The organism is Holophagales bacterium, from assembly GCA_016719485.1.
In the GTDB taxonomy this organism is placed as follows: Bacteria; Acidobacteriota; Thermoanaerobaculia; order UBA5066; family UBA5066; genus UBA5066.
The window spans coordinates 22,747-40,273 of sequence record JADJZB010000031.1; the positions used below are offsets into that span (position 1 = coordinate 22,747).

Annotated in this window: 17 protein-coding genes; 6 read left to right on the forward strand and 11 right to left on the reverse strand. The window is 68.9% G+C overall.

Annotation, left to right across the window (positions count from 1 at the left end; genetic code table 11):
- Positions 1-3: 3 nt before the first annotated feature.
- Genes IPN03_23155 through nrfH form a run of 4 tightly spaced genes read right to left on the reverse strand, consistent with a single transcriptional unit; the run spans position 4 to position 4,166 of the window.
- A complete protein-coding gene (locus IPN03_23155) occupies positions 4-1,374 on the reverse strand; it encodes a tryptophanase (protein MBK9376534.1) in 1,371 nt (456 codons plus the stop codon).
- Between the two features lie 14 nt (positions 1,375-1,388).
- The gene (locus IPN03_23160; GenBank protein MBK9376535.1) at positions 1,389-2,180 is read right to left on the reverse strand and encodes a hypothetical protein; all 792 of its coding nucleotides are present in this window, start codon (positions 2,178-2,180) and stop codon (positions 1,389-1,391) included.
- Positions 2,181-2,214: 34 nt separating this feature from the next.
- Complete coding sequence (locus IPN03_23165) at positions 2,215-3,681, reverse strand: ammonia-forming cytochrome c nitrite reductase subunit c552 (GenBank protein MBK9376536.1); 1,467 nt, start codon at positions 3,679-3,681, stop codon at positions 2,215-2,217.
- Between the two features lie 29 nt (positions 3,682-3,710).
- Positions 3,711-4,166 (reverse strand): cytochrome c nitrite reductase small subunit, encoded by a 456-nt coding sequence (gene nrfH, locus IPN03_23170; GenBank protein ID MBK9376537.1) that lies wholly within the window; start codon positions 4,164-4,166, stop codon positions 3,711-3,713.
- A 167-nt stretch (positions 4,167-4,333) separates the two neighbouring features.
- Here nrfH and IPN03_23175 point away from each other — a divergent pair, with 167 nt between their 5' ends.
- Positions 4,334-4,741 (forward strand): DUF393 domain-containing protein, encoded by a 408-nt coding sequence (locus IPN03_23175; protein MBK9376538.1) that lies wholly within the window; start codon positions 4,334-4,336, stop codon positions 4,739-4,741.
- 21 nt (positions 4,742-4,762) lie between these two features.
- Here IPN03_23175 and IPN03_23180 read toward each other — a convergent pair whose 3' ends face one another.
- Positions 4,763-5,080 (reverse strand): hypothetical protein, encoded by a 318-nt coding sequence (locus tag IPN03_23180; GenBank protein ID MBK9376539.1) that lies wholly within the window; start codon positions 5,078-5,080, stop codon positions 4,763-4,765.
- A 66-nt stretch (positions 5,081-5,146) separates the two neighbouring features.
- On the opposite strand from IPN03_23180, the gene IPN03_23185 reads away from it, so the two are divergent.
- On the forward strand, positions 5,147-6,343 hold the full coding sequence (locus IPN03_23185) for an MFS transporter (protein ID MBK9376540.1): 1,197 nt from the start codon (positions 5,147-5,149) through the stop codon (positions 6,341-6,343).
- Positions 6,340-7,011, forward strand: coding sequence for a trimeric intracellular cation channel family protein (locus tag IPN03_23190; protein ID MBK9376541.1), 672 nt, complete (start codon positions 6,340-6,342; stop codon positions 7,009-7,011). The genes IPN03_23185 and IPN03_23190 overlap by 4 nt, the downstream gene beginning before the upstream one ends.
- Here the strand turns inward: IPN03_23190 and IPN03_23195 are convergent.
- Genes IPN03_23195 through IPN03_23210 form a run of 4 tightly spaced genes read right to left on the reverse strand, consistent with a single transcriptional unit; the run spans position 7,001 to position 10,860 of the window.
- Complete coding sequence (locus IPN03_23195; GenBank protein MBK9376542.1) at positions 7,001-7,864, reverse strand: nucleotide-binding protein; 864 nt, start codon at positions 7,862-7,864, stop codon at positions 7,001-7,003. The genes IPN03_23190 and IPN03_23195 overlap by 11 nt on opposite strands.
- Positions 7,865-7,923: 59 nt before the next feature.
- Positions 7,924-8,985 (reverse strand): hypothetical protein, encoded by a 1,062-nt coding sequence (locus tag IPN03_23200; GenBank protein MBK9376543.1) that lies wholly within the window; start codon positions 8,983-8,985, stop codon positions 7,924-7,926.
- The gene (locus tag IPN03_23205) at positions 8,982-10,139 is read right to left on the reverse strand and encodes a hypothetical protein (GenBank protein MBK9376544.1); all 1,158 of its coding nucleotides are present in this window, start codon (positions 10,137-10,139) and stop codon (positions 8,982-8,984) included. The genes IPN03_23200 and IPN03_23205 overlap by 4 nt, the downstream gene beginning before the upstream one ends.
- Positions 10,140-10,143: 4 nt before the next feature.
- A complete protein-coding gene (locus tag IPN03_23210) occupies positions 10,144-10,860 on the reverse strand; it encodes a hypothetical protein (protein MBK9376545.1) in 717 nt (238 codons plus the stop codon).
- Positions 10,861-10,996: 136 nt separating this feature from the next.
- Between IPN03_23210 and IPN03_23215 the strand changes: the two genes are divergently transcribed.
- Genes IPN03_23215 through IPN03_23225 form a run of 3 tightly spaced genes read left to right on the forward strand, consistent with a single transcriptional unit; the run spans position 10,997 to position 14,581 of the window.
- Complete coding sequence (locus tag IPN03_23215; protein MBK9376546.1) at positions 10,997-12,772, forward strand: 2-oxoacid:acceptor oxidoreductase subunit alpha; 1,776 nt, start codon at positions 10,997-10,999, stop codon at positions 12,770-12,772.
- Complete coding sequence (locus IPN03_23220; protein ID MBK9376547.1) at positions 12,769-13,656, forward strand: 2-oxoacid:ferredoxin oxidoreductase subunit beta; 888 nt, start codon at positions 12,769-12,771, stop codon at positions 13,654-13,656. Before IPN03_23215 ends, IPN03_23220 begins: the two co-directional genes overlap by 4 nt.
- Before the next feature lie 19 nt (positions 13,657-13,675).
- Complete coding sequence (locus IPN03_23225) at positions 13,676-14,581, forward strand: diguanylate cyclase (GenBank protein ID MBK9376548.1); 906 nt, start codon at positions 13,676-13,678, stop codon at positions 14,579-14,581.
- Between the two features lie 27 nt (positions 14,582-14,608).
- On the opposite strand, the gene IPN03_23230 is transcribed toward IPN03_23225, so the two are convergent.
- Together IPN03_23230 and IPN03_23235 are read right to left on the reverse strand one after the other, a co-directional pair.
- Positions 14,609-15,718: a PKD domain-containing protein gene (locus IPN03_23230; GenBank protein ID MBK9376549.1), complete on the reverse strand. Its 1,110-nt coding sequence runs from the start codon at positions 15,716-15,718 to the stop codon at positions 14,609-14,611.
- Entirely contained in the window at positions 15,715-17,505 is a 1,791-nt protein-coding gene (locus tag IPN03_23235) for a hypothetical protein (protein ID MBK9376550.1), read from the reverse strand. Before IPN03_23235 ends, IPN03_23230 begins: the two co-directional genes overlap by 4 nt.
- Positions 17,506-17,527: the final 22 nt, after the last annotated feature.

Consider the following 17,527-nt stretch of genomic DNA (forward strand, 5'->3'; position numbering starts at 1 on the left):
GGGTCAGAGCGGCGCGAATCTCGCCGTGAAGTGCCGGAGGACGCTCGGGGCCTCGGTGATCCTGAGGCCCCGGAGCCCGTCACGCTTGCGGAAGACCTCGAGGACACCCTCCGCCGCGTAGTCGATGTGCGACTGGGTGTAGACGCGCCTCGGGATGGCGAGACGGACGAGGTCCATCGCGCCGGGCTTCTCGGTTCCGTCCGGCTGCATGCCGAACATCACGGTCCCGATCTCGACGCCCCGGATGCCGGCCTCGACGTAGAGAGAGTTCGCGACGGCGATGCCGGGGTACTGGAGGGGCGGGACGTGCGGGAGCATCGCCCGTGCGTCGATGTAGACGGCGTGGCCGCCCGGCGGCTGAATGATCGGGACGCCCGCGCCGGTCAGCTTGTCGGCGAGGTAGGCCGTCGAGCGGATCCGGTAGCGCAGGTACGGCTCCTCGACGACCTCCTCGAGCCCTCGGGCGATCGCTTCGAGATCGTACCCGGCGAGGCCACCGTAGGTCGGGAAGCCCTCGGTGAGGATCAGGAGGTTCCGGCAGGAGGCGGCGAGCGCGTCGTCGTTCATCGCCAGGAAGCCGCCGATGTTGGCGAGGCCGTCCTTCTTGGCCGACATCGTGGCGCCGTCCGCGAGGGAGAAGACCTCCTGCGCGATCTCCTTCGGCGTCCGCTCCGACTGCCCCGGCTCGCGCTCCTTTATGAACCAGGCGTTCTCGGCGAACCGGCAGGCGTCGATGATGAAGGGCTTGCCGTACGTGTCGCAGAGGGCGCGGATTCCCCGGATGTTCTCGAGGGAGACGGGCTGGCCGCCGCCGGAGTTGTTCGTGATGGTCACCATCACGATCGGGACCCGCGGGCCGTCCTCGACGAGGGTCTTCTCGAGCTTGGCGAGGTCCATGTTCCCCTTGAACGGGTGGATCAGGGACGGGACCTTCCCTTCGGCGATGACGAGATCGCGGGCCTCGGCCCCCTCGACCTCGATGTTCGCGCGCGTCGTGTCGAAGTGGGTGTTGCTCGGGATGACCATTCCCGGCTTCAGGATCGTGTGGAAGAGGATCCTCTCCGCCGCACGTCCCTGGTGGGTCGGAATGACGTGCTTGAACCCGGTGAGGTCCGTCACGACGTCGCGGAAGCGGTAGAACGACCGGCTCCCGGCGTAGCTCTCGTCGCCCTGGATCAGGGCGCCCCACTGCGCCGACGACATCGCGCCCGTCCCGGAGTCGGTCAGGAGGTCGATGAGGACGTCGTCCGCCCGGAGGAGGAAGACGTTGTACCCGGCTTCGACGAGCGCCTTCTCGCGCTCCTCGCGGGTCGTGAACTTGACCGATTCGACCGACTTGATACGGAAGGGTTCGATGATCGTCTTGAACAGCATGGCAACCGGGGATTCTACCCGGCGGCAAGCCCGTCCCGGGCTTCACGGAGCCGATTTCCGACGACCTCGGCCGCGGCCGAGGGCCATTCGGGCAAATAGGGCCGCAGCTCGCGCCCGGCGAGGTCGAGGAGGGCGATCGCCGCCTCGAGCGGGTCCCGGGCCAGAGCGCCGTCGAGCTCGCCGCCGAGACGGGGATACGCCCTCTCGAAACGCCGGAACGGATCGAGGTCGTCGAGAGGGACGTCCGCCTCCGCCGGGACGTGGCGGGCGAGGAGCCGGAGGAGGTGCCCTGTCGCGTGCCCCGCCACGAAGAGGCGCGCCGACAGGAGCTCGCCCCTCGCCGCGCGCACCCCGCCCACGAGGAGGTTTCCGAGGAGCTGGCCGCAGAGCCACCGGTCGGGGTGAGATTCGACGGGCTTGCCCGCTATCTCCGCCATCCTCGCCGCCACGCCGCCGCGGTCGAGGAGCACCGCGTATCGATTCGCGCGGGCGACGAGAAGCTCGTCGAGGTCGAAGACCGCGAACTCGAGGAGGTGGCCGTCCGGCAGGACGACCTTCAGCCCGTGCGCCGTCTCGCGGTGGACGAGGGCCGCCCGGTCCGCGCCGGGAAGCCAGGCGAGATCCGTCCGGAAAGACTCAGGTGCGCCAGGCACCGTGACGACGAAGAAGTCGTGGTCGGAATAAGCGTCGGGCGGGACCCCATCCCCCGACATCGAGCCAAGGGCGACGAGGCCGACGATCCGGGGGTCGCCGGCGAGGGCGGTCGAGAGGGCGCGGGTGAAGGCGTCGTAGGCCGGGCGGTCCATGCGGGGATTCTCGCCCGGCCCGCGTCCGGGAGCGTCAGGGCGTCGAGACGGCCGCGACCTTCACGGATACGCCCGGAGCCGGCGCGACCGGGGGCGCGGAAACCTTCTGCTGCGGCTGCGGCGTCGCCGGGAGCGCCCCGCGGATGGCGAGCTGCCCCTTGCGGGAGGCATCGATGGACTGCGCGAGAATCCGCGCCCCTTCCTGCGGCGCGTGGAAGCCCACCGAGTTCTCGGCCTCGGCGAAATCCAGCAGGAACGAGGCGCGGCGCTGGAAGTTCCGGGCGACCGCCATCTCGTCGTCGCTCTTCCCCGCTTCCTTGGCGGCCTTCAGGTCGTCGATGAGCGACATGAGGGCGTCCATCGCGAGGTTGCGCATCTCGGTGTGCCGCGCCTGGATCGTCTCGGCGCGCCCCTTGAGCTCCTCCTCGGACCAGCGGTGGCACGTCTGGCAGGCCCTGTTGATGTTCAGGAGCGGGCTCCTGACGTGGTGGTCGGAGACCTTCATCGCTCCGACCTTCGTGTAGGGCATGTGGCAGTCGGCGCACGCCACGCCCGACCGCGCGTGGATTCCCTGGCTGTACATCTCGAACTCGGGGTGCTGAGCCTTCAGGTTCGGTGAGCCCGATTCGGCGTGCGTCCAGTCCTTGAAGCCGACCTCGTCGTAGTAGGCCAGGATCTCGTCGGCCTTCAGGCCCTTGTGCCAAGGGAACGTGAGGCGCTTCTCGGGTCCCTTGAAGTAGTACTCGACGTGGCACTGGGCGCAGACGTAGGTGCGCATCTCCTGCCGGGTCGCCTGCGTGTTCACGTCGTAGTCGGTGACCCCCTGCGAGGCTTTGAACGCCCGGATCCCCTCCATGAAGCCGGGGCGCGTGATGCGCAGCGCCATCGACTGCGAATCGTGGCAGTCGATGCACGCAACGGGGTGCTTCACGAGCTTGCGCGCGTCGAAGTAGGTCATCTGGTTCATCTTCTCGAAGCCCTTCACGACGTCTCCCTCGCCGAGCTTCTTCATCGTGACGTACGTCGAGGCGTGGCAGTTCATGCAGGTCCCGGGCTGCTTCACCACCTGCTGGCGCTCGGTGAACGTCTGGTCGTCGAGCATGTAGGCGTGGCCGCGCTCCTCGCGAAAGTCGATCGCGAAGGCGTACCCAAGCCACATCCTCTTCAGCCGCGGGTCCTCCTCGATCTTCGACGTCGTGACGAGGCCGCGCGGGTCCTTCTCGGTCGGCGTCCGCGGAAGCGCCTCGCTCCCTCCGAACTTCGTCCGCACCATGTCCACGGTCCGCTTGTAGGAGTCGTACTGGACGGGGAAGTTCTTCCCCCAGGCGGCCGGGTCCTCGGTGTCGTCGGTCAGCTCGACGACGCGGAAGAACGGGTTCTTCGCCTCCTGCTTGTGCTCCATGATGTTGACGAGGAGGGCGGTCACGCCGACGGCGGCGAACGCGGCGATCGCGGCGGTGACGAGGATCGTCCTCGCGGTGCTGGTCTGCTTCTCGGTCATCTCGATGCCTCGCTTCTCGCGCTTTCTCTTCAGTGCTGGTGGCCGACGGACCGGTGGCACGCGACGCAGGAGAGCTCGCGGCCCTTGCGGGTGATCCGGTCGATGTCGTGGACGACGTCCGCGTGACACTTCCGGCAGGCCTTCTCGGTGACGCGGTGGTTTCGCTCCGTGATCCGGATCGGGTCCGGGAAGCGCCCCGTCGTGAAGGCGAAGGAGTGCCAGAACCCGTTCGAGGCTTTCGTCGCGTACTTGGCGACGAAGCCCGGGGGGGTGTGGCAGTCGTTGCACGTCGCGACCGCCCGGTGGCTCCCCCGCGACCAGCCGTCGAGCTGCTCCGTCATGACGTGGCAGTTCGCGCACGCGTTCGGGTCGCTGGAGAGGTACGAGGCGCCCTTCGCGTAGACGAAGGTGTAGGTCCCGACGCCCAGGGCCGTGCCGAGGAGAAGGCCCGCCAGCGTCTCGGCGAGGGCAATGCCCCGCCTCACGGACCCGCCTCCGGTGCTGTGGGAAGACCGGCTTTCGAGTTCACGCCCGCACTGTCGGGCGTGTGACGCATCGCGTCAAGAGCCTTCTGAACGGTTCATGCCCCCCCGCATGACGTCCGTCATGGATCCGGCGCGATTCCCGGACCGATCGGGAGCACACTCGCTTCGTGCCTGACCTCGTCCTCTACGACGGTGGATGCGGCCTCTGCCACCGAAGCGTGGCATTCCTGGCCCGGCGCGACCGGGACGGGAGCCTTTTCGTCTTCGCGCCCCTCGGAGGCCCAACGGCCACGGTCCGGCTCGTGGCTGGCGGCGACGGGCCGCTTCCCTCCGGGACCGTGGCGGTTCTCGACGAGACGGGCCGGCTCCGGACCAGGAGCGACGCCGTACTGCACGCCCTGGACCGGCTCGGCGGTGCCTGGCGATTCGTCGCGGGCGTCGTGAAAGTCGTCCCCCGACCTCTCAGGGACGGCGTCTATCGGGCCGTGGCGCGGACCCGTGGGCGGCTCCTTGCACGGCCACGGGGAACGTGCCCTCGCCTGCCCGCTCACCTCGCCGGGCGCTTCCTACCCTGAACCCGGACCCGGGATCGGCCGTCAGCTCGCGGCCCGCGCCCTCCAGGCGCCGGAGTAGGCGTCGAACGCCTTCTTCAGTCGCTTTCGGTACTGCTCCTCCCGGCTCGGACGGAAGGTCCTCTTGATCACGCGCAGGACCGGGCTCGCCTCTTCCGCGGCGCAGCTTCGGTCGAGCTCGGCGAGGATCGCATCGACGACCGGTGCCAGCCGCTCGGGAGCCGTCGGCTCCAGAGGGAACGCCGAGACCCGAGCCAGGTGAGCTCTCGCGTACTCCCCGGCGGTATCGCGCAGCGTGAGGCGGAAGACTTGCCAGGTGGCCCCGAGTGCTTTTTCCGTCATCGAGGACCCTCGACGACATTCTAGGCGCGGGAGCGTTCGCCCGCTCGTCCGGATACCATGCCTGGCGTGCCGCGCCGCACCTCTCCCGCCATGCTCCTTTTCGTCGTCGGCCTCGCTTTTTTCACCGATTCGGTTCTCTATTACCTCCTCGTCCCGCTCCTCCCCCACTACGCGAAGTCCCTCGGCCTCACGCAGATGGAAGTCGGAGTCCTCTTCGGCGCCTACGCGACCGCCATCCTCGCCGGGACCTGGCCGCTCGGCCGCCTCGCGGACCGCATCGGCCGCCGCAAGCCGTTCCTGTGGGGTCTCGTCGGCCTCGCTGCAACAACGGTTCTTTTCGCCTTCGCCTCCTCCTATCCGCTCCTGCTCCTCGCCCGCGTCCTGCAGGGCCTGGCCGCGGCCGCGACCTGGACGTCGGGGCTGGCGCTGCTGGCCGAGGGATTCCCGTCGGAGCGCCGTGGCCAGGCGATGGCGACCGCCTTCGCCGCCGCCAACATCGGGGTCCTTCTCGGCCCGCCGATCTCGGGCTTCCTGACCGAGAGCTTCGGGCCGCGAAGCCCGTTCCTTCTCGCCGCGGGCCTGGCCCTGGCCGACGCGGCCGCCCGTGTGGGGTTCCTGCGGGACGCCGATCCTCCGCCGGGGGAACGTGTCGGTCTCTCCGGGCTCCTCACGAACGCTACCGTTCGGACCTTCGCGGGGGCGATGGCGCTCGGGGCCGCGCTCTGGGCGATCCTGGAGTCGACGCTCCCGCTCCACCTCGACGCCACGCTCGGGATGCGCGCCTCGGAGATCGGCATCCTCTTCGCTGCCGCGGCGCTCGCGCACACGCTCACCTCGCCCCTCATGGGCCGGCTCTCGGACCGTGTCGGCCGGCTGAAGGTCATCAGGGTCGGGTTCGTCCTGGCGGCGCTCCTCGTTCCCATTCCGGCGTTCCTTTCTTCGAAGGGAGCCGTTGCTCTCTCGATGGCGGCCCTCGGCGTCACGGCCTCTTTCGTGATGAGCCCCGTGAGCCCGGGCCTCGCCGACGCCGTCGAGGCGATGGGGACCCGCTCGTTCGGGAGCGTGTTCTCCCTCGTGAACGTCGCCTACGCCGTCGGCATGATGGTCGGCCCTCTCGCCGGCAGCGCCCTCGTAGAGGCCGTCGGCCTGCGGGGCGCCCTGGCCGCGACGGGCGTCGTCTTCGCCCTCTACCTCGTACCGCTCGCGCGCCTGAAGCCGGTCGCCGGGCCGCCCGGGACCCCCGCTACACTCCCCCCGCCGTGAAGCCTGCCCTTCCTCAGCTCACGACCGCCGTCGAGGCGGCCGCCGTCGTCGTCGCGACGGTTTCGGGGATGATCACGGCGGCGCGTGCCCGGATGGACCTGATCGGGACGTTCACCCTCGCCCTCGTCACCGCGTTCGGCGGGGGAACTCTCCGGGACCTCGTCCTCGAGAGGCGGCCCCTCTTCTGGGTCGCGAACGAGGGGTACGTCTTCCTGACGCTCCTCCTCTGCCTCGCCTTCGTCTACAACCGCCGCGCTTTCGCGCTCGCCGGCGTGCTCGACAACAGGGCCGTGTTCATCGATGCCCTCGGCCTCGCCCTCTTCAGCCTGACGGGCGTCCGGTACGCCCTCGAGGCGGGCCTTCCGCCTCTCCCCGCGTCGCTGATGGGGGTCATTACCGGGACGTTCGGCGGCGTCCTGCGCGACGTTCTCATCCGCGAGATACCCGCCATATTCCGGCCCGGCCCCCTCTACGCCGCGGCATCGTTCCTCGGCTGCCTCGTGGTCCTCGCCGGGCCGTGGCTCGAGATCTCGCAGACATACGCCGACGGCGCGGGCTTCGCGACGATCGTCCTGCTCCGGATGGCCTCCGTCCGGCTCGGCCTCCGCCTCCCCGACCCGCACTGGCTCGGGAAGGCGGGCGGCCGGGGCGACGGACCTACTTCGTGACCTTCGCGTCCTCGACGACGAGCGCGTAGGTGTAGCCCGAGCCGAAGTCCCGGTCGACGGCGACGGTTCCCTTCACGAGGACGACGTCGCCCTTGGCGACGGTGTCGTTCGTCGTGACCGTGACGTCGTTGTCCTTCCCCTCGGGCGTCCCGGAGCCGTCCCGGAGGTGGATCCAGTTCTTCCCCATGATGCCGGCGTTGAACTTGACCACCTTGCCCCGGATGGCGACGGTCTTCCCCTTCAGCGTGGCGCGCTGGGCAACGACCTCGGCGACCGTCCGCCCCTCTGCGCCTTCAGCCCTGGCAACAGAGATCTTCTCGGTCACGTCCGGGCCGGTGGCCGCGGCGGCGTGCTGAGCGGCCATCGAGGCCGGGACCGCCGATGCGCCACCTCCCATCCCCGAAGGCATGGCGGGGGCGGCGGACGCGTCCGCCGTCGCGGCGGAGCCCGCTCCTGGCGCGAGCGTCCCGAACAGGATCACGTCGAACGTCCGGTTCAGCGTCTTGCTCTCGAAACCGTTCATCGGCATCGGGTTCAGGACGGTGACCGTCTGGCCCTTCTCGACCTTCGACTCGTTGACCGCGGCCCAGGTCTCCCCCTCAGCCGTCTTCAGCTTCAGGTAGGTGTAGCCCGCCGCGTCCATCGTCTCGAGGATCGTGCCGGTGACGGAGGTGACGGCGGCGTTCGACCCCGCCGCGGCCGGCGCGCCGTCGTGGGCTCCGGCGAGGGCGACCTCGGGCGTGGCCGGCGGCGCCTCTGCGGCGGGGGTTGCCGACTTGCTGCAGCCGAGGGACAGGGACGCCGCGAGGAAGAGGACGGCGAGGGACGACGAGCGGTAGGAGTGCGTCTTCATGCCCTCCAATGGTACTTCCTCCGGTTCCCCTGCCGCCTGGCCCCCCAACGCCCCTCTCGCTACCGCCTCTCCGGCTCCTGTGGCGCCGGAACGGGCTGCTGCGCCGGTGCCACACTGCCCGGCACCGGCCTCGCGGCACGTCCCACGAGGAAGTCGACCATCTCGTTCACGTTCATCGTCGAGACGTTCGATCCCGGGACGATGAGGATCTTCTTCTGCGCGAACTGCTTGGCGACCTGCATCTTCACATAGGCGTCGCCCCCCATCTTCCCGAGGGCTTCGGCCTCCTTGCGGATTCCCTCCGCCTCGGCCTGGGCAACGGCCACGACGGCCTTGGCCTGGTTCGTCTTCGTCTGGAAGTAGCCGTCGGCCTCGTTGCGCAGGCGCCCCGCCTCGCCCCGGGCGTCCTCGAGCAGCTTGTTCCAGCCGGCCCGCCGGCCCTCGAGCTCCGAGCGCTTCTGGACCTCCATCGACTTCTGCTGCTCCACGAGCTTCTGCTGGTCGGCCTCGGCCTGCTTCTGCGCGTTGATCGCGGCCTGGTAGGCCGGGTCGAAGCGGTGCTGCTGCACCTGGAGCGAGTCGATGAGAATTCCGTACGGCGAGAGCGAAGCGACCAGCGCTTTCCTCGTCTTCTCCGCCATCGCGTTCTTGATGGCGACCTGGTAGTACTCCTCGGAGGTGATCTCGTTGAAGATGTCGCGGATCACCGACCGCGAGACCGGCCTCACGATGCGCTCCCGGATCTCCTCGACCGTCTGACCGACGTTCGTGATGAGGAAGCCGGCCTTCTTCGGGTCGATCCGCCACATGACGTTCACGTCGATGTGGACGTTGTTGCCGTCCTTCGTCTTGAACGTGATGTCGTCCGGAATCGGGCGGTCCCCCTCCGCGGGGTTCGCGTTCATGAGGAGGTTCTGCTGGGCCACGGAGAGCGTCGTCCAGGAGTTGACGACCGGCAGGACCGTGTAGACGCCGCCCGGGGAGTACACCTCCTGGGCGCCCCGCTTCTCCAGGATGCCGAAGAGGCTCGTCCTCACGCCGACCTCGGTCGAGTTCGTGGGCCGGCAGCCGACGAGGACCGTGGACGCCAGGACCGCGAGGGCAGCCGTCGCGCGCCTCACTTCTTCACCCCCACCCCGACGGGCGCCGGACCAGGGGCGGTCCCGCTGCTGACCCCGATGACCGCCCAGGCGTTGCGGATGAAGGAGATGTACTGCTCGGGGGTCATGACGGCCCCCTCGATGTTCTCGAACATCTTCGCCGTCTCGAGGGCCACGACGTACCGCCCGCCCGTGCTGTTCAGGGCGTCGGCCTTGAGCCGCTTCGCCTCCGCCTGCGCCACGTTCACTTCCTTGTCGGCCTTCGCCCGCGTCTGCGAGGCGTAGAGCTCGGCCTCGGCGCGGATCTTCGCGATCTCGGCGTTCACCGCCGACTCGGCGATCGTGATGGCGGCGTTCCCCTTCGACTGGATCTGCTCCAGCTTGGCGTGCTCCTCGTTGACGAGCGCCTCCTTGCGGTTCTTCTCCGCCATCTGGACGGCGACCTTCTTCTCCTGGAGCGATTTCTCGTAGTTCTCCGCGTAGACGTAGTTGCGAAGGAGGAGCGTTTCCACCTTGAAGCCCCGCTCGGCGAACCGGGCCCTGAGGAACGTCTCGGCGTCCTTCACCGCCGCGATCCGCAGCTCCTCGTTGTAGAACGTCTCGGCATTCATCTTTCCGATCGTCTGGAGGACGCCGTTGCGGAAGGTGTTGACGGCGAAGCTGTCGACGTAGAGCGAGCCCCAGCCGAAGTCCTTCGCGATCCGCACCGGGTCGGAGATCGAATAGAGGAGCGTCACGTCGCAGATGACGGCGTAGCCGTCGGAGGTCTGGACGTTGAAAGCGTCGATGACGCGGTGCGTCGCGCGTCCCAGGACCTTGTCGCGGCGCTGGAAGTACTTCTCGACCCCTTCCCTCACGTCCTCGGTCTTCGCCTTGCCGAGCGATTCGGTCCGGTCGAACGACGCCTCCAGGACGTGGATCTCACGGGGAAAGTCGTGCATCGTCGTCCCGAACGGGACGAAGTAGAGGCCGGGCGTGAAGGCCCGCTCCTTGATGCCGGTCTTGAGCCCGAAGCGCACCTGCTCCACGCCCCATTCGTTCGGATTCACGCGTGCCGTGCAGGCGCCGTAGAAAACGAGGACGCCGAAGACCGTCAGCCCGGAGAGGAGGCCGATGCGTCGAATCGAACCAAGAAGCTTCCGGAGCGCCCCCTCCGCGCCTGCGACTGTGACCATCGCGTCACCCTTCCTTTCCGGCGACGCCCCCGGCGGCCCTCGCCCGGGCCGCTGCGCGCACCGCCTCCTCGGAGTCGAGCGCCTCGCGCTCGGCGACCGCGGTCGACTCGGTGAGATAGGCGAGGTCGACGCGGGCGATCTCCCGGTCGGCTCTCCCGACGAGCTGGTTGAGCTCGCCTTCGTACTGCCGCAGGGAGAGCCAGCGGCGAAGCTCCGGGAAGACGAGGCCGCCCACCGCGAACGGCAGGACCCACTCCTTCGACCAGAGCGGGATGAACGGAGCCCAGACGACGAAGAGCCCGATCGCCATTCCGAGCACGGCCCACAGAGCCCGCTCGACGCCGTGGAGCGGCTCGGCGAGGGCGTAGAAGCCGTTCCGCTCTCGCGACGTGAAGCGGGACGCGAGCCGGACCCAGCCGGGGACGACGACTCTCCTCACCAGGTCGTCCGCTTTCCGGAAGAGCTCCTCCCGCGCCTCGTGTGTCAGGTGCGGCTCCTCCTGCCGGATGGCGTCCCTCAGGCGGGGGACCTCCTCCACGTAGAGCGCCTCGGCCCAGGCCTCCACCCCGGAGGGGCCACGGGCGAGCGCTTCGTCCGTCAGCCCCGCTCGACAGTTCTCGAGCTTCTGGACGACGGAATCGACGAATCCGTCGAAGGGTCCGGGAACCCGGGTCGAAGATGGACGGAGGGCCAGAACAGCACGCCCCAGGAAAGAGCTCATGCGATTGCCGAGAGTATAGTAATGCGCCTCGGCGGGGAGTCCCTGATGCATCGGCATCATGGATCTCGGCGCGCGACGGGGAGAGACTCCTGCGACTGTTTGGGGGCCGCGTGGCGGCCCGTGGAGGGTTCCTAAGATGCCTACCAGAGACCTCACGCTCGCGATGATCGGCTCGGGCGGCGACGGCGTCGTGACGATGGGCGAGATGATGGCCCAGGCCGGCGCCCGCGACGGCCTGAACGTCATCAAGGTAGAGGCCTACGGGCCGCAGATCCGTGGAGGCGAGTCGTCCTGCACCCTCCGGATGTCGGCCGAGCCGATCTCCGCGCAGGGAGACGCCGTCGACGTCCTCGTCGTCTTCAACTGGGCCGACTTCACCCGCTTCAAGGGCGAGGTGGTGCCGAAGGTCGACGCGGTCATCCTCTACGAGGCTGCCGACCCGACGCCCATCTCGGACGTGCAGATCCCCGCCGCCGAGAAGGCGACGTGGATCCCCGTGCCCTTCATCGAGCTCGCCACGAAAGCGACCGGAACGAAGGCCGCCAAGAACATCGTCACTCTGGGCATCCTGGCCGAGCTGTTCGGCATTCCGCCGGAGTCGGTGAGGCGGGCCGTCGAGTTCAAGTTCGGGAAGAAGAAGGCGGGGGTCCTCGAGGCGAACCTGAAGGGGTTCACCGCGGGGCGCGAGTTCGCGCAGTCCCTCGGCATCGACGTCTCGGCCCGCAGGCTCGAGTACACCGTCACCGAGTCCAAGCTCGTCATGACGGGGAACGAGGCCTGCGCCGTCGCGGCGATCCACGCAGGCTGCCGCTTCTTCGCCGGCTACCCGATCACCCCGTCCTCCGAGGTCCTCCACTTCCTCTCGGAGTGGCTTCCCCGCGCCGGCGGCCGGATCATCCAGACCGAGGACGAGCTGTCGGCCCTGGGCGCCATCATCGGCGGCTCCTTCGCCGGGGTGAAGTCGATGACCTCGACGTCGGGTCCCGGCCTCTCGCTGATGGCCGAGATGCTCGGCCTCGCCGCGATGGCCGAGGTGCCCACCGTCATCCTCGACGTCCAGCGCGGAGGCCCGTCGACGGGCCTCCCGACGAAGTCGGAGCAGTCGGACCTCTACCTCGCCGTCTTCGGCTCGCACGGCGACATGCCGCGCATCGTCCTGGCGCCGACCGACGTGGAAGACTGCTTCCACGCCACCGTCGACGCCTTCAACATCGCCGAGGAGACGCAGCTCCCGGTCATCATCCTCTCCGACCAGGCGGTCGGTCAGAGCCGACAGACCGTCGAGAAGGCGAACCTCGTCCACGAGGTCATCGACCGCCGGACGCCCAACGCAGACGAGCTCGCCGACTACAAGCGCTACGCCCAGACCCCCACGGGCGTCTCGCCGATGAGCGTCCCCGGGACGAAGGGCGGGATCTACCAGACGAATGGCCTCGAGCACGACGAGACGGCGCGCCCCGCCTCCTCGCACGTCATGCACGAGAAGATGAGCAGGAAGAGGTTCAAGAAGCTCGAGTTCGTCGAGGAGAAGTACCCGCTCTTCGTCCACCTCGGCCCCGAGAGGGCCGACATCGGGATCGTCTGCTGGGGCTCCTCGAAGGGTCCCGTCGAAGAGGCGCTGAAGGAGCTCGCGGCCAGGGGCGTCAGCGTTTCGGCCTTCGTCCCGCGCATCATCATGCCGTTCCCGAAGAAGGCCCTCCTCGAGTACATGGCGAGCGTGAAGACGCTCGTCTTCCTCGAGGTGAACTTCGTCGGGCAGCTCTACCACTACCTGCGGACCATCGTCGATCTCCCCGCCGGAACGCGCGTCTTCTCGCGGTCGGGCGGCATGAACCTCTCCGTGACCGAAGTGAAGGGCCGCATCGAGAGCGTCCTCTCGGGAACCGGCGTCCGCGAGGAGGTGACCGCGTGAGCAGTGTCGTCGAAACCCCCGCCCTGCCCCGCTTCCAGCCGGGCGACTACAAGAGCGACCTGAAACCCGTCTGGTGCGCCGGCTGCGGCGACTTCGGCGTCGTCTCCGCGATGTACCGCGCGATGGCCGAGCTGCAGCTCGAGCCCTGGAACACCGTCGTCGTCTCCGGTATCGGCTGCTCCTCGCGCCTCCCCGGCTACGTCGAGGCCTACGGCTTCAACAGCGTCCACGGGCGCGCGCTCCCGATCGCCACGGGAATCAAGGTGGCCAAGCCCGAGCTCAACGTCGTGGCCGTAGGGGGCGACGGCGACGGACTCGCCATCGGCGGCAACCACTTTCTCCACGCCTCCCGCCGGAACCTCGACATCTGCTACGTCCTGATGGACAACGAGATCTACGGGCTGACGAAGGGGCAGGCGGCGCCCACGACCCCGACGGGCGACAAGACCAAGTCGACCTATTTCGGGAACCCCGAACCCTCCGTCGACCCGTGCGAGCTCGCGATCTCGTTCGGCGCCACGTGGGTCGCGCGCGGCTTCTCGGGCGACATGAAGAGCCTCGTCGACCTGATGGTCGCCGGCATGAGCCACCACGGCTTCGCCTTCCTGAACGTCATGTCCCCGTGCGTCACGTGGCGCGGCGACGACCAGTTCAAGGTGATGAAGGCCAAGCTCAGGAGCCTCCCGGAGGGCTACGACCGCACCAGCAGGGCGGCGGCCTTCGGCTACATGCGCGAAAGGGAAGTCCTGACGACGGGCGTCCTCTACGAGGCGCACGAACCCTCGCTTCTCGACAGGCTCGAGGCGCAACGTGTGAAAGCGATGGAGGGGTACGAAGACCTGACGACCGAGCAGGTCCTGAAGGTCTTCAACCCCCCCTTCTGAGGCCGGGAAGAAACGCCGCGTGGTACTTCCCGAGGGTTTCACGCAGGAGCTGCTGGACCACCTCAACGACGGCGTCTACTTCGTCGACCGCGACAGGAAGATCACGTTCTGGAACCGGGGCGCCCAGTCCATCACGGGCTGGGCGCCTCGCGACGTCATCGGCCGTTCCTGCCCCGACGCGGTTCTGAGGCACGTGGACGCCGAAGGGAACGAGCTCTGCCGGACGAGCTGTCCGATCTCGGCCACGATCGAAGACGGAAAGCCGCACCGGGCCGACGTCTTCCTCCACCACCGGGCGGGACACCGCGTCCCGGTCCGCGTCGAGGTCGTCCCCGTCCGCGACGCCGCGGGCTCCGTCGTCGGCGCCGTAGAGGTCTTCACCGACCAGACCGAGCGGATGGAGGCGATCCGTCGCGTCGAGGAGCTGACCGAGATCGTGTTTCTCGACCCGCTCACGGGAATCGGGAACCGGCGCTACGCCGAGGTCGTCCTCGAGGAGAAGATGGCCGAGCTGACGCGCTACGGCTTCCGGTTCGGCGTTCTCTTCGTCGACGTCGACCGCTTCAAGGACGTCAACGACACCCACGGACACGACACGGGTGACGCTGCGCTGAAAATGGTCGCGACGACGCTGGCCCGCTCGGCCCGCTCACTCGACTTCGTCGGGCGCTGGGGCGGCGAGGAGTTCGTCGTCCTCCTGGCGAACGTGACCGACTTCAACCTTCCCCTCGTCGCCGACAGGGCCCGGCGCCTCGTCGAGCACTCGGAGCTGCCGCTGGCCGACGGGTCGCTGAAGGTCACGGTGTCGATCGGCGCGACGCTGGTGAGGAAGGGCGAGGAGATCGCCGACATCCTCAAGCGGGCCGACGGCCTGATGTACGAGGCGAAGTCGGCCGGGCGAAACCGGGTCGTCGTCCGCCTCTGACGGTCGACGACCCGGTCCCCTCCCGTTTCAGCGAATCACGGTGCTGCGCGGGTGCCGCGGCGTCACCGGCAGCTCCGGCGCTCCGAAGGGAATGGACATTTCCTCGACGGCCGCCTCGAGGCCGTCCGGACCGACCAGCTCGACGCGGAACGCGCCGGAGGCGCCCCAGGCCGAGAGGTCGTGGCGGGCTTCTTCTCCCGCGGCCAGGACGAGCCGCCTCTCGAGAACGACTCTTCCGTCGGGCTCGACGAACCGAAGGAACGCCACGGCCTCCCCCTCGCCCTGGAGCCGGCGCAGGAGCAGCGTCGCTCCGGGTTCGACCTCGACGCGGCCGAGCGCGAGCCGGCCGTCGGGCTGGCGCTCCAGCGACCGGACGGCGAAGCCCGCCGCCGCCCGCACCGCCGAGGCCGGGAGGACGTTGACGGTCGTCGCCTTCGAGGACGAGCCGGAACCATTGGAGGCAACGAGGACGATGACCTTCGGCCCGGCCGCCGGGAACGTCACGGTGGGCGACTGAACGGTCGTCGCGGGCATCCCGTCACCGGGGAACCAGAGCCAGCTCGTCGCCTGCGGGGACGACGTGTCGGTGAACGTCACGGCCCGGCCCGCCACGATCGAGGCGGGAACGGCGAAGCTCGCGACGGGTGCCGCGAGGGAGTAGACGGGGCTCGCCGCTTCCGCTCCCGGCCCCCTCTCGGGATCGCAGGCGTAACCGCGGACGAAGAGCTGCACCGGGTCGATCGCGCCGCGCGGCGGCGCCGACGCCGAGGTCCCCGCGACGGAGCTCCACGTGCCTCCGTTGATCCTCCACTCGTAGCGCGTCGGCGTGGACCCGGAAGCCGGAGCACCCCACTTCAGGGCGAGGAAGTCCGTCGCCGTGACGGGTCCCTGCGGATTGCCCTGGGGCGACACGACCGGCGACACGGGAGCCTCGGGCGGCCCGCAGACCGTGATCACGGCCGTCGTGGTCCTGTCCAGGCCCTCGCCCGTCCGGAAGGTGAAGACGATCGTCGACGGGCCCGGCGCTGCCGAAGACGAGGCCTCGAAGGAGAACGTGACCGGACCAAGGGCGGGAGGGACGATCGCGGCCGACGCGGGGGTGACCGTGACCCCGGGCGGGAGCCCGGACGGTGTCACGGTGATGTCGGACGTCGGGATGCAATCCCCCGCCACGAGCGAAGCGGTGATCGTGCCCGCCGATCCTCCGCGTTGAGGGTAACGGCCGACGGAGCCGCCGCCGGAGTGAAGGCCGGCGGAAGGACGTTGGCGATGAACGTCGCGGTCGAGGTGATGCCGCGCGGGTCGCTGACCAGCGCGGTCAGCGTCGCCGGACCGGACGGAGTGCCCGGGGCAGCCGCGACGTCGAAGAACACGATTCGGACCGGCGGCATCGCCGGGACCGGGATCGTCGAAGGCGTCACCGTGAGTCCGTCGGGCAGGGTCGGGAACGTCACGGTCGGCGTGCCGGAGTAGCCGTCCAGGGGCGTGATCGTCAGCGAGTTCGTGCCACCGGCGCCTCCCGGGCAGACGTCCATCGCAGCGCGTTCGACCGATACGCCGATCTGCCCGTTCCTGACGACGGAGACCGGGGTCGTGGTCGACTTCGGCTCACCCGTGGACGGGGTGAAAGTGAACGTGGCCTCCACGGTCCCCGCGGGAACCGAGGAGGCGGCCGAAAACGTGAAGACGACCGGAGAGTACGAAGGGGCCAGCAGGTCGGCCGATGCCGGAGTCACGGTGACACCGGCCGGCAGGCCGGTCGGAGTGACGGTGATCGAGGACGGCGGCGAGCAGGCGCCAGGAGCCAGGGACACCGTGACCGGCACCGGGTCGCCCCCCGAAGTGAGCTCGATCGTCGCGGGTGAAATGACCGGGGAGAAATCAGCCGCCCCGACGTTGACGACGAAGCTCGTGAAGCCGGCCGGCCCGCCCGGGTCCTTCACCAGTACGTTCACGACTTTCTGCCCCGGCAACGCCCCCGGAAGGGCAGTGACTTCGAAGGAAACGGACCGGGCCGGGGGAAGAGAGCCGACCGGAATCGAGGTCGGCGAGATGCTGAGCTCGGACGGAAGCGACGGGAACGTGACTGTCGGCGACCCTGAGTAGCCGTCGAGCGGCGTGATGGTGACGGAGTTCGCGACGGCCGGGCCGCCCGGGCAGGCGTTCACAGAGGGCTTCTCCACTGCGATCCCCAGGTCGCCGGGAACGACAGGTGCCACGACGGTGAGCCTGAAGGTGTCCGACCCGGTCGTGGAGGGAGTCGTCTGGACACCCACCTCGTAAGTGCCAGGGTTCGTTCCCGCGTCTGCGGCGATGCGGAAGCCGACGATGGCATACCGCTGGTATCCGTATCCCTGCTGCCCCGTCGGGAAGACGAAGGACACGGGAGAGGGTACGGGGGAGGCGCCGCGGGGAAGCCCCGTAAAGACGAGCTCCTGGGGACCCGGGTCCCCTTCGGTCAGGATACCCACCAGCGCGCTCAAGTCCCGGGATTCGTCTCCGGCAGTGACGTTCACCGTCGAGGGTGTGACCGTGAGGCCGTTGATGTCGATGTAGTACGAGCCCGAAACCTGACTCGGAGAGCTGTAGATCGACGCCTCAAAACCTCCCGGCCACGCTTCCTGGGAGGCGACGAGCCGGAACGTGACCGTCGCCGAGTACTGTCCCGCGGGGACCGTGTACGTGATCGTCGACGGGAAGGTCGACACGCCCCACGGCAAGCTGAAGTAGAGCGTTTCCGTGCCGGTCGGCACCGGTGCGCCCACCGGAAACTCGATCTGGGCCGTGATGAGCGGGGACGTTTCGCCAATACCGAAGTTCACGGTGCTCGGCGAGATCGTCATCGTCTGCGCCCAGCCGGGCATCGCCGCGAGGACGGCAAGGATGCAGAGGAAGAAACCGCGGAGGATCGCTCTCTGCGACATCGTCGCTCCTTTTTTGCCTCAG

What these genes read in the sequence shown, in the direction of transcription:
- IPN03_23155 (MBK9376534.1), bottom strand. Translation starts at nt 1,374, where the DNA reads ATGCTGTTCAAGACGATCATCGAACCCTTCCGTATCAAGTCGGTCGAA.
- IPN03_23160 (MBK9376535.1), bottom strand. Translation starts at nt 2,180, where the DNA reads ATGGACCGCCCGGCCTACGACGCCTTCACCCGCGCCCTCTCGACCGCC.
- IPN03_23165 (MBK9376536.1), bottom strand. Translation starts at nt 3,681, where the DNA reads ATGACCGAGAAGCAGACCAGCACCGCGAGGACGATCCTCGTCACCGCC.
- IPN03_23180 (MBK9376539.1), bottom strand. Translation starts at nt 5,080, where the DNA reads ATGACGGAAAAAGCACTCGGGGCCACCTGGCAAGTCTTCCGCCTCACG.
- IPN03_23195 (MBK9376542.1), bottom strand. Translation starts at nt 7,864, where the DNA reads ATGAAGACGCACTCCTACCGCTCGTCGTCCCTCGCCGTCCTCTTCCTC.
- IPN03_23205 (MBK9376544.1), bottom strand. Translation starts at nt 10,139, where the DNA reads ATGGTCACAGTCGCAGGCGCGGAGGGGGCGCTCCGGAAGCTTCTTGGT.
- IPN03_23210 (MBK9376545.1), bottom strand. Translation starts at nt 10,860, where the DNA reads ATGAGCTCTTTCCTGGGGCGTGCTGTTCTGGCCCTCCGTCCATCTTCG.
- IPN03_23215 (MBK9376546.1), top strand. Translation starts at nt 10,997, where the DNA reads ATGCCTACCAGAGACCTCACGCTCGCGATGATCGGCTCGGGCGGCGAC.
- IPN03_23235 (MBK9376550.1), bottom strand. Translation starts at nt 17,505, where the DNA reads ATGTCGCAGAGAGCGATCCTCCGCGGTTTCTTCCTCTGCATCCTTGCC.